The 11679-nt window shown below is 33.7% G+C and carries 9 protein-coding genes and 1 pseudogene; 3 read left to right on the top strand and 7 right to left on the bottom strand.

Annotated features, from left to right (window positions below; genetic code table 11):
• Together E0F91_RS09250 and E0F91_RS09245 are read right to left on the bottom strand one after the other, a co-directional pair.
• Window positions 1-777 carry a DUF2490 domain-containing protein gene (locus tag E0F91_RS09250; RefSeq protein ID WP_099715223.1) on the bottom strand — a complete coding sequence of 259 codons (777 nt, stop codon included), beginning with the start codon at window positions 775-777 and terminating at the stop codon, window positions 1-3.
• Between the two features lie 51 nt (window positions 778-828).
• Window positions 829-1494, bottom strand: coding sequence for a hypothetical protein (locus E0F91_RS09245; protein ID WP_199074796.1), 666 nt, complete (start codon window positions 1492-1494; stop codon window positions 829-831).
• 428 nt (window positions 1495-1922) lie between these two features.
• On the opposite strand from E0F91_RS09245, the pseudogene E0F91_RS18200 reads away from it, so the two are divergent.
• Window positions 1923-3396: pseudogene (locus E0F91_RS18200) on the top strand (IS1182 family transposase); the annotation flags it as partial.
• 286 nt (window positions 3397-3682) lie between these two features.
• Here E0F91_RS18200 and omp85 read toward each other — a convergent pair.
• Both omp85 and E0F91_RS09225 read right to left on the bottom strand, forming a co-directional pair.
• Window positions 3683-5089 (bottom strand): Omp85 family outer membrane protein, encoded by a 1407-nt coding sequence (omp85, locus tag E0F91_RS09230; RefSeq protein ID WP_099715225.1) that lies wholly within the window; start codon window positions 5087-5089, stop codon window positions 3683-3685.
• Between the two features lie 105 nt (window positions 5090-5194).
• Window positions 5195-6220, bottom strand: coding sequence for a helix-turn-helix domain-containing protein (locus tag E0F91_RS09225; RefSeq protein ID WP_243698869.1), 1026 nt, complete (start codon window positions 6218-6220; stop codon window positions 5195-5197).
• 358 nt (window positions 6221-6578) lie between these two features.
• Here E0F91_RS09225 and E0F91_RS09220 point away from each other — a divergent pair, with 358 nt between their 5' ends.
• Both E0F91_RS09220 and E0F91_RS09215 read left to right on the top strand, forming a co-directional pair.
• Window positions 6579-7019: a transposase gene (locus E0F91_RS09220; protein ID WP_243698868.1), complete on the top strand. Its 441-nt coding sequence runs from the start codon at window positions 6579-6581 to the stop codon at window positions 7017-7019.
• Between the two features lie 104 nt (window positions 7020-7123).
• The gene (locus E0F91_RS09215; protein WP_131909008.1) at window positions 7124-7603 is read left to right on the top strand and encodes a hypothetical protein; all 480 of its coding nucleotides are present in this window, start codon (window positions 7124-7126) and stop codon (window positions 7601-7603) included.
• Window positions 7604-8030: 427 nt separating this feature from the next.
• Here the strand turns inward: E0F91_RS09215 and E0F91_RS09210 are convergent, their stop codons facing one another.
• The 3 genes from E0F91_RS09210 to istA form a co-directional block, all read right to left on the bottom strand.
• Window positions 8031-8378: a helix-turn-helix domain-containing protein gene (locus tag E0F91_RS09210; RefSeq protein WP_131909007.1), complete on the bottom strand. Its 348-nt coding sequence runs from the start codon at window positions 8376-8378 to the stop codon at window positions 8031-8033.
• A gap of 833 nt (window positions 8379-9211) precedes the next feature.
• Entirely contained in the window at window positions 9212-9949 is a 738-nt protein-coding gene (gene istB, locus E0F91_RS09205; protein ID WP_113667236.1) for an IS21-like element helper ATPase IstB, read from the bottom strand.
• Window positions 9950-9966: 17 nt separating this feature from the next.
• Window positions 9967-11514 carry an IS21 family transposase gene (gene istA / locus E0F91_RS09200; protein ID WP_132066216.1) on the bottom strand — a complete coding sequence of 516 codons (1548 nt, stop codon included), beginning with the start codon at window positions 11512-11514 and terminating at the stop codon, window positions 9967-9969.
• Window positions 11515-11679: the final 165 nt, after the last annotated feature.

Raw genomic sequence — 11679 nt, 5'->3', positions numbered from 1 at the left:
TTATTGTTTTTTTGTTAAGTCAATATTGAAATTTGCATTTAGTATAAATCCATTGTTCTGCTGAAAAACATTTCTACCATTTACTTCACGCCCAAGTTGAAGGATTTGATTTAAATAACCTGCCTCTAATCGTATATTTTGATTTAATCGGTAACCCATTAAAACACCTAACCTGTTTTGGTCAAAAATATTTTCATTTACGTTTTCACCAAAACCAATAAACACTTCCTCATAAATGGCTAAGTATGGTGTTTTATCTTTTATTTCTTTTCCTTTTAAAGGGACTTGTAAACGAAACATATACCTAAACCTGTTAAGCAAAGGATATTCATCTTCTTTGTTCAAATTGGCATTGGAGTACCTACCAACCCAACGCTGTTCAAGCATAAAACGGTGCGATAAATCCACAATACCTGCTTTGTCAGTTATTGTTGCCATTTGAAATAAGCGATGTTCAGTAAAATCTTTTCCCATTCCATTTATTGGGATTTCACCATAGGGAAAAGTTTCTATCCAAGCATAACCAACTCGTAATTGAATTTTTGGATTGAGTTGATAATTCACCCCAACTCGTAGCAAGCTTTGTTGCCATTCTGTTATTACATCGTTTCTGCGAAATTGATATTCCGTATGCAGTCCAAATTTGTTGTTGAGTTTAAATGTGCCAAAATAATTATACCACCCAATGGAATTACGGTTTGTTATTCTTGTATTTTGGGAAAATGAAGTATTACTTAAGGAAAGAAAAATGATTATAATTATGTATCTTTTTAGCATAAATTGGGAAAGTATTAAAAGGGTTGAGCTAAGCTCAGCCCTTTTAGTTAATTATTTAGTTTGTGGAGTAAAAGGAAGGGCTGATTTATGCACAATAATTCTAAGTTTTCCGTCTTTGCCTTTTTTGAAAACCCAAGTTTTGTCAACCATTACTTCTTTACCGTCTTTACCTGTTACCCATACATTACCCATAGTAATTGCTACAGAACCGTAAATTTGTATGCCTTCGTTTTTCTCTCCAGCATTGTCATATCTTGCTTTAACCCACGGTGTCAATGCAAAGCCTTTGTCGTTCGGATAGTCAGGGTCGCCACCTATAAAATAGGCTAATGCACCCTTTTTGTCGTTTCTAAAAGTTTGGTCGCCATAGGCTAATGTTGGTTTAAAAAATACTTTACCGTTGTCATAATTGTAAGCTGAAGACAGTACTTCATTTGCAAAGGCTTTGTAATCTCCACCCTCTTCTTTCAATTGTCCAATTTTTACCAAAGCATCGCACCAGGCTTGTTGTGCAGCATTTACTTCTTCGTAAGTAATAATCGTTTGTGCTCCTTCTTCAACATAAACCAACCCTAAGTCGTTAATTGTTTTCTGAACGCTTTCGTTTGTCTGAGCAATTACCTTGTTTGCTTCTTCTTTTACTTTGTCTGTTGCTTGGTTGCAGGATGTTGCTAAACCAGCTATTACGATTAAACCGTAAATCATTTTTTTGTTCATTGTCATTCTATTTATTTTTCTTTTGCCTACTTCTTAATGTGGTGTTCGGCTTGTCCACTTGCAAAGATAACTTTTATTGGTTGGGATGCTGTAGTTTTCGTGTGGTTACGCTTGCACCTAACGTCAGGCTGTGAAAAAACCTCTTCAAATCTAGAGAGTATTCGGAGGGCTACCAAAGAACAATCTCAAATATGGGATTCTCAAGAGGTTCTTTTTAGTTTTTTCATGGCCTGACGTTCCGGCGCTTGGCGAGGTTGCGAGCTTCGGAACTACTTATTTTCTTTCAAAGATAAAATTTCTTACGAAACTTAAACGTGAACGTACCACAAAATTCGCAATTGCGAGAAACGGCTGTGCTTGTTGCACACCACAACAAATATATCAAAAAAAACTTGCGAAAAAATAAATAAAATAGTATTTTTAACTATGCCACAGCCCAGTATTATGGAGAGGAAGGACAAGAAAGTATTGATCCTGTTGTGTTTTTCAAAATCTGTTTGGTAGGCTATTTAAACAATATCAATTCGGATAGAAAACTCATAGAATATTGCTCCAATTGTTTAGATGTTCGTTTGTTTATCCGGTATGACATTGATGAAGCCTTACCTTGGCACAGCACAATTAGTAGAACCCGTCAGTTGTATGGCGAAGAAGTATTTTTAACCTTATTCAAAGCCGTTTTAAGGATATGTGTTTCCAAAGGGATGATTCGAGGCAAACGTCAAGCCGTGGATAGCGTTTTTATCAAAGCCAATGCTTCTATGGATAGTTTAGTTGAGAAAGAAGTATTGGAAGATGCCAGTGCTTTTGTAAATGAATTGGAAGAGAATAGCGAGTTCAAAACAACCAGCACCAGAAAGAAACTAGTGGAACAACACCACGCTTGGAAACAAGAAGCCTATAAAGGAATGCCTAATGCCAATCAAAAAGGCGATAGAGTAGATGAATACGGGAATTTAATACGTCCAAAATATGTATCGAATCATACCCATTATTCACTCACAGATTCTGATGCCAGGGTAAGTGTAAAACCAGGAAAGGCAAGACAGTTAAACTATTTTGGACAAATCGCTGTTGACGATGCTCATCACTTAATAACAGGAGCTTGTTCTGATTTTGCAGACAAACGCGATAGTCAATGTTTAGAAAAAAAAGTTGAACTAACAGAGGGAAATTTACAAGAAAACGGCATTGAATTAGAAGAACTTTTAGCCGATGGAGGTTACAGTAGTGGAGAAGCTTTAAAGTATTTGAACCAAAAAAAACATCAATGCCTACATTCCAAACTTTGGGCAATACAAACCTGAGAGAGCAGGATTTATTTTCAACAAAGAATTGCATCAGTACGAATGTATAAAAGCAGGAGGAAACAAAGCTAATTTAGTATTTAAAGGCGAAAAAATCGATAGCAAAGGCTACACCAAACGTACCTATCGCAGTAGTGAGAGCGATTGCAAAAACTGTCCACTACGAGAACAATGCTGCGGAAAAAGCACCAAGTTTAAAAAGATAGACGACAGCATCCACAAAGAACACTACGACAGAATGCACTTAAAACTCACCCAAAATCCACACTATGCCAAGAAAATGGTACGCGTGAGAAGTAAAACAGTAGAACCTGTAATTGGAACATTGGTCAATTTTACCAATATGAAGCGAGTAAATACAAGAGGAATCAAGCAAGCTAACAAACACGTTTTGATGGCAGCATTAACCTATAATTTGAAGAAATATTTGAAGTTTATCACCAAAAAAACAAAAACAAAAGCTGGAGTTGTAAATGAAATACAAACAAAAGCACCCACTTCTGTAAAAACAGCTTTTTATGACTTGAAATACTTGTTTTTAAGTGGCTTATTTTTTAAAAACTACAACTTAAAACCAAAAACAAACCTCGCTTAAATGTGCTTAAACGAGGTTGTTTTTTATACTTATTTTGAAAGTTTAGTTTTTGAATGAGGTTGCGCAACAGCTACGGCTGTTGGCAGATGCCCTTTATTCTTTCTGTTTCCGTTCTGTTTTGCAATCCTTATATAATTAGGTTGCGGGTTTCAATCAATGTAAGTCGGATATATATAATTGCGATAGCAATAAATATAAATCAGGCTAGGTAGTTTTATATTTCTGTTTGTAACATACAATGTTTTTATATCTCCAAAATCTTTACAAATAATACCAAACTAATTTGTTAAAAAGCTTGACCTATGCCGATGTAGAAGAGTTTATCTTCTTTTGACATTCCGTAATCAAATGATAAAATTGTGGACTGATTCCAAGCAATTCTTGCACCTAAACCATACGAGTAACGAATGTTTTTAAAGTTTAGATTTTGCCATTCGTCTCTTACTGTTCCTGCATCAAAAAATGGTGCGACACCGAAAGCAAATCTTTGTTTTCCTAATTTTGTTTCTGCAATTCTATATCTTAATTCAATATTTGTGAACCACATAGAACGTGCTAAAAACCGATTTGCTCGATAACCTCGCAACGATTGCTTTCCACCAAGTGCATTGATGCTACCTTCTGGACTCCATTGGTCTTGAAATTCAAAAAATGGGGTATTCGAGCCAAAAATGTTACCAACTCCAAATCTTCCAGCGACAACAGTTCTTTTTCCAAAAGGTAACTTTTGATATCCTCTTGCTTGAATAAAAAGTTTATTGAAGTCAAATTGTGAGCCAATATATTTGCTAGAATATTCGTTTGCTATTTCAAAATAGTAACCTTTGGTTGGGTCGGGTTCAAAATCTCTTGTGTCATAAATTAATGCGGTTTGTAAAATTGAAATCCAACCACCATTTAAGCCAGATATTAAGCCTTGATTAAAATCTCTTCTTAAAAGTGATAGTCCATTTGGCGCTGTTGTTTCTTCTCCAGTTGTTGGATTAATAGCCTCGGCTGATTCTCCTTCAAAAGTTTTATAACTTAAATTTTGAATTTCATAACCGCCCATTACTCGCCATTTTCCGTTTCCTATTGCGTAATCTCCTTTTAGATTAAGCATATATTCTGTTTCTCTAAATCGGTTTGACAAGGCATCTGTTACAAAACTTGCTTCTCCAATTCCACCTGGTCTTAGCGTTTTTCTTGCTTTGTCAAATGCTTCATATGTTGAAAAAGTAATGTTTTCATTGGATGGCAATCGAAGATTGCCCAACGTTGATTCTGTTGAGCCAAAATATAAATTTGCTGGATTTTGTTGTGCTTTAAAATCAATTTTAAACCTCCAACGTGTTCCTTTATAATACGGCACATCTAACGATAGAATTAATTCTCTTGCGTTTGAAGTGTAATATGCTGCATTAGCTTTTAGTTTTGCCAAGTAAGGTGTGTAGGCGAAAAGTGGATTTGTTCGTTCGCCGTTCCAATAAACATTACTTCTAAGACCAAAACCAAAACCTGTTACAGGATCTGATGAAAAGTCAGGCAAACCCGTTATGAAAGTTCCTTCTCGTTTTTTTGCAAGGTCATCATCTGACATTCGTTTTGATTTTACAAATGAAAGTGTATCGTTTACTTGTGCGTTAATTGAGTACGTTGAAATAGTTAAAACAATGCAAAAGAGAATCTTTTTAATTAATTTAAGTTGCGACATAATTTTGGGTTCTTTTAATTATTTCGCAAATATCGTAAGTAATTGTGTTTTCCTAAAAATGAAATAAGTGCAAGATGATTGATTTGTACCAATTATTTTTTTTTACTAAAGATTTTTCTTGAATTGTGTTGGTGTTAAGCCTTTGAATTTCTTGAATGTAGCATTAAAAGAAGATTTGGAATTAAAACCTACATCTGTAGCGATTCCTAAAAGTGTAAGATTATTATTTTGGTCGTTTTTTAGGCGGTTTACAAATTCTTCCACTCTATATTCATTTATGAAATCTTGAAAATTGTTATTCATATGTTCGTTTAAAACTTCAGAAATGTATTGACGCGGAATATTTAATTTATCTGAAACATCTTGTATGGATAATTTTCCATCAAGGTATATTTTATCAATTTGCATTGCATTGATTAAAGCAGTTTTATATTTATTAATTGTTTCATCGTTTAGATTTGAGTTTTTGTATTTACCGATTTCTACTTTAGGTAAAATTTCTTTATTACCATTAAACAACTTAAAAGCTATAAAATAGAATAAAAACGCAACAACTAATAAAAGATATGAATTGAAGTTTTGGTCGGATAAAAACGGTAATTCTGATAATCCAACGATTTTAAGAATATCATTAATGAGTGAAAAAACGAACAAAATAATGATTGGAATAATGAAATATATAATCCAATTTTTTCTTTTACTTGAAATTATGGAAAATAAAATTAGTGATAAGTAGATGATAAAAGTTAATTCGCAAAATACTTCTAAAACTTCGATAACTATATTAGTTTGAATTAATTTTATTTCAATTACTTCAAGAATTAGATAAATGATATTTGGTATAAAAAAATAGTAATCTGATTTTATGAACTTTTCTTTTTTGCTTTTGAAATACCTAACAAACAAAAATAAAAATGTTATAAAAAGTGTGTTATCGAAAAGAAACCAATCGGTGTTATTAACAAATAAATTATTCTTGTCATCTCCAATAATATATAGAACGATAGAAAATAGACTGCCGAATAATAACCAAAAAGTTGTGTTCTTATAACTCTTACGATTGTTATATAAAATAAAAAGGACGAAAAGTCCTTGAAGTAATGCAATAATTTGAATTGTTTTAAGCATCATTAAAATTTACTGTTCGCAAGATACAAAATTTGAAAAGTATTTAATAGTGCGAAATATCTTTACATTATTTTAGATAATGTTATCTTTTTATGGAGGTTTCTATGCAATTCGTGTAGCTCGAGGGTTTCTGCCAACGTCAGTCTGTGAAAAAACCTCCGTTTTTTTTTGCATCAAATATAGTATTTTATATTGGATATAAGAGAGAAAAATTGTACATTTAAATATGCAACATATATCTGGATTATCGCGTCAACAATTACAAATTAGCAGTTTAGAAGATAAAATCGCTTTGGATAACCCCGTGCGTTTTATTGAAGCCTTTGTATAGTACATTTCACTTGAAGCTCTTGGTTTTACGGTGCAAACTATAAAATCCGAAGGGCGCCCTAGTTTTGACACTAAGTTGTTTCTTAAAATCTATTTATACGGTTACTTAAATGGCCTGCGAAGTTCTCGCAAATTAGAAAAAGAGTGTGTTCGCAATATCGAATTACAATGGCTCTTAGAAGATATTCGCCCCAATTACCACAGCATATCCGATTTTAGAAAGCAGAATCCAGCAGGGCTTAGAAAACTATTTAAACTCTTTGTTTCTTTTTTGAAAGATGCCGATCTGATTGCCGGAGAAACCAGCGCCATTGACGGTACAAAAAGCAGAGCGCACAACAGCAAGAAAGCGAATTTTAGTCAAAAGAAAATTGACAAACATTTGGCCTTTATTGAAGTTTTTAGATCCATTATACTACAGTTCCAGATGGGCATTAAGAAAGAAAAAAAAGCAACGATTATGTTTGAATAGTATAATTTACAATTTAAATGTCATTAAGAAATTTTCATAACACGTTAATTATGCGTAAATTAGCAATAGGTATTACCATATTTATTAACTAAATTTTTACTATTATGAAAACTCCAGTCCTTTTTTGTTTGCTGTTTGCTTGTATTGGATTCCAAAGTTGTAAAAAAAATCAAAACGAAAAAACCGTTAAGGCTACCCAAGTCCAAGCTGAAAAAGTGATAAGCGTACAATGTTATAAAGCGCTGTATGAACAGGATACTATTGAATTAAAAATGAATACTTTAAAAAACGGAAAAATAACCGGGAATATGGTGATGAAATTTTTTAATAGACCGAAAAAGGTTGGAAAAATCGCCGGAGAATTCCGTGGAGATACATTATTTGCCAGCTATACATTTATTCGGGACGTTAATAACAAAATAACATATAAAAATCCAATGGCATTTCTAAAGCGAGGGAACGAATTTATTTTAGGCAAAGGTGATATACAAACCACTTTAGGTGCCTCTTATTTAGTTAAAGGCACTATCGATTTTGAACGTGTGAAATTTAGATTTACAACTGTTGACTGTATCGATAAATGATAAGCAAAAAGCGGAGAGTTATTCTCCCCTTTTTGGATATAGCCTAGGTTTATCAGCTAATTTACGGGGATTTCAGGTTTTGAACTATTTGAACAAAGTTACACGAAATGATACAAACAGACATCTTTTCCTTATTAAGTTGGATTCCCACGTTTTTTTTGAGTCTCAAAAGTATTTGAAAGAAAACATTAAACCAGTGCTATTATTTCGTAACATTCCATAGCTCAAATATAGAACCTATAAAGAGTTGCTTTTTTAACATTAAATCAAAGCCTTAGCAATTATGGTAAGAGTTTTAACTATTGGGGTTGTTTCTCCTACTTCAAATCTCAAATTATTTGTCCTATTTTATTCTCTGCCTAATGCTTTAAAACTATTTCTGTTATATTTTACGGTTTTCCGTAAATACATTTAAATTATAGTATAATTATTTTAAATGCTCAATCTTCACCACCTCAGAACTCAAAGCTTTAGTGCCACTTTCATTCATAGTTTGCTTTACGGTTACTTTAATTCTATCATATTGAGGAGTAGGGAACTTCATCAGGTCTGAAATATTTTTATACCCAAAAGCTCTGGCTAATAAAGTTAAATGGCGAGTTGAATACTTATGTGATTCATTAATATTCTCCACATTGCCTACAAAACTGCGAGCTAATCCCATACTTATACTTAACTGTTCTTGTGAGATTTTTTTCTCTAGCCTAAGCGTTTTTATATGATTTATCAGGTCAAAATCAAATTGCGATATGGTATATTCTGTAATTTTCATCATTAATTTCGTGAAATTTTACACCTATATATTGGTGTATTAAATAATTTTAGTATATTTGTTCTAGCGAATTGACAATTAGCCTCTTTTGGCATAATTTAAACGATGTTTTCTCGTTCCGTAAAGTCCTATTTAGCAGACGAGAGTATCGTGAAATCGCTCCATGTCAAAAAGTTTCTTACTTTTGTATACGGCATGCGAGCGGTTCTCACATATGCTTTCAATTGCATACAATAATTATTAATTATTGTAAGGGTCGTAGGACACCCACGGATTGAAAGTGTGAGACCGCTCCTTGCTTTTTCTGCAAAGATGCTTCATACCACGAAATACATCGTTCCATAACCATAAACCTATAAATTATGAGAACGATTTTTTTATGTACAACCGTTACCAAACCACCTTAACTACCTGCTAAAAGCAAGCTGCCTTTTGTTATCCCAAAACTGAAATAAACATTGTGTTAGGATAGAAAAACACCGAGAAGTACTCTTATCAGAGACACTTCCCCCATCAGAATTTTAGTGCTGATGTGTTTAACTCTACCTTGATATATAAAAAAGGGAATTATATAAAATAACAATCCCCTCTATATCAAACCTCAACCCAAACCTAAAATTCTTTTGGTACTTAGATTTAAGCTTTCCCTCTTTAAACTCGCACTTTAAAAGTATTGTGCAAATTCCAGTGATATTGACCACCCAATTCCAATTTAAAGTGAGCACCTGATTCCAATTCAAAATGACCACCCAATTCCGGGGCAAAATGACCACCCCATTTTTCATTAAAAACTACTCTTTTTCATCTGTTAATTAGTGTTCAAATATACTTAAATATTATCCTTTGTTTATCCCTCTTTTTTTTCTCATAGATTCTCCATGTAATTCGAGTCGATGAGATTGATGTATCAGCCTATCCAAAATTGCATCAGCTATGGTTTTTTCTCCAATGATGTCATACCAGCCTTGCACTGGGATTTGTGAGGTTACAATGATAGAACCGTTATTATGCCTGTCTTCAATGATCTCTAAAAGGGTAATTCGGTTACTGCTATCCAAAGCTTGGAGTCCAAAATCGTCTAATATAATAACATCTTGCCGTTCTATTTTGGCCAATTCTCTCAGGTAAGAACCATCTGCTTTGGCCATTTTTAATTTAGCAAACAGCTTCGAAGTATTAAAATAACTTACTTTAAAACCTTGGATACAGGCTTGATAACCTAATGCTGTGCCTAAATAACTTTTGCCTACACCAGTGCTTCCCGTTATTAAAATGTTTTCATTTTTTTCGACAAATTCACATTCTGCCAGACGCAGTATGGTATTTCGATCCAGATTACGGGTTTGGTCAAAATTGATACTTTCAATATTTGATTTGTAATGGAATCGGGCGTTGGTGATACTGCGGGCAATACGCCGATTGTGCCTTTCATCCCATTCGGCATCAATAAGCATCGATACAAACTGATCGAGCGTGTAATGGTCTGTTTTTCCGCTTTCAATGGCTGTTTTAAAAGCATTGTGCATGCCGTAAAGCTTCATTTGTTTCATTTTTGTTACTGTGGATTCATTCATGATTACTGTGTTTTAATTTAATTATAATACTGTTTTCCTCTTATGTTAGCGTGAATTGGAAGTTCCTGCTCAGGTTCTTGTTCAAATTCGATATGATCTAAGTTGTTTTCTAAAATATTTTGAATGGTCTTAAAATTGTAAATTTTAAAATCAAGTGCCCGCTTACAGGCATTTATTAATCGCTCTTTCCCTACCTTTTTCTCGAAGTTTAATATTCCCAAACAACTTTTATAAGCCTGTTCAGGATGGTTTCTACTTTCAATTATTTGCATAATATATTCTGCTACTGACTCGTCAATACTACTGGCCCAATCAATGAAGCGGGCAGCACTCCACTGAGCTACAAATTGATGCGTGCTAGCCATATGTTCCGGGATTGTGGTATAGATATAAGGTTTGTAATTCCTTGGATGGATGGCTATTCGATTGTATTTGTGATAGATCTCTACCGTTGATTTGGTATACAATAGTTTCGCTTTTTTCTTGACATATTGATACGGAACGCTATAGTAATTTTTGTCCTCACTTAATTGAACATGCCCATTTTGCATTACTGTTGCAAAGGATTGGTATTTGATTTCAAAACGTTCTTGTGGTAATGGACTTAGTTTTTGTTGTTCATCTTCTAAAAATAATTCTATCCGAGAGTACGGACGTCCTGTGAGTTTTCGACTGTTATGAGCATCCAATAAATCCCATATTTGCTGGTTTAATTCTTCCAGAGAAAAGAATTTAGTTTCTTTTAGATTTACATAAATCCTTCGATACAAGATCTTAACAGCTCCTTCAACCAATGATTTGTCTCGGGGTTTATAAGCCCTGGCAGGCAAGATTGTAGTTTGGTAATGTTCGGCTAAATCAGCCAAGGTTTCATTAATGGTGGGTTCAAAACGACTGCTTTTTATCACTGCAGATTTTAAATTATCCGGAACAATTGCCGCAGGAGTACCTTCAAAAAAACGCATAGCATTTTCTACCGATGTAACAAAATCTTCCTTTTGTTGGCTCATGGAAGCTTCGGCATAGGTGTATTGACTGGCTCCTAATATGGCTACAAAAAATTGTACTTCTTTAATTTCTCCCGTGTCTTTATCAATGATGGAGAGTGTTTTTCCAGCATAATCCACATACATTTTATCACCCGCTTTGTGATTCATGTGCATCACTGGATTGACTCGTTTGCTCCATATTTTATAATGATGTCCAAATTGCGAGCTTCGGTAACCATTAGGATTTAGGACAATATATTGCTCCCACATGTGCTGTATGGTAACGCCAACTTTTTTTAGTTCGCGTTCCATTTTAGGAAAAAAATCATAAAGAAGCTGCAGTTTGGGACTGATTGATTCCACGGTAGTGTGTGAGAACAAAAGTTCTAACTCAGCATCAGTTTTTTCACTAATTACTTCAAAACTTAATCCTAGCACTTCAAATAAAGAAATATACTTCTTTACCGTATTTCTAGAAAGAGATAAGTACTTACTTATGAATAACTTACTTTTTCCGTTACAGTAGAACTTAATTGCTTTTCTAATTTTACTCATGTCTGTTATTTTGTTTGCCATAATCCGTCTTTTTTTAACGAATGTATGGTGCTAACAACATGAAAAAGTAAGTAGTTTTTGATGATCAATTGTACCCCAAAATTAGGTGGTCAATTTGAACTGGAAAGTGGTGGTCAGTTTGCTCCGAAACTGGTGGTCAATTTGCACTGGAATAGGATGGTCAAT

Origin of the sequence: Flavobacterium sandaracinum (assembly GCF_004349135.1) — a bacterium.
Classification (GTDB): Bacteria; Bacteroidota; Bacteroidia; order Flavobacteriales; family Flavobacteriaceae; genus Flavobacterium; species Flavobacterium sandaracinum.
The sequence above is the reverse complement of the archived record's forward strand: the minus strand, read 5'-3'. Positions and strand labels throughout refer to the sequence as shown.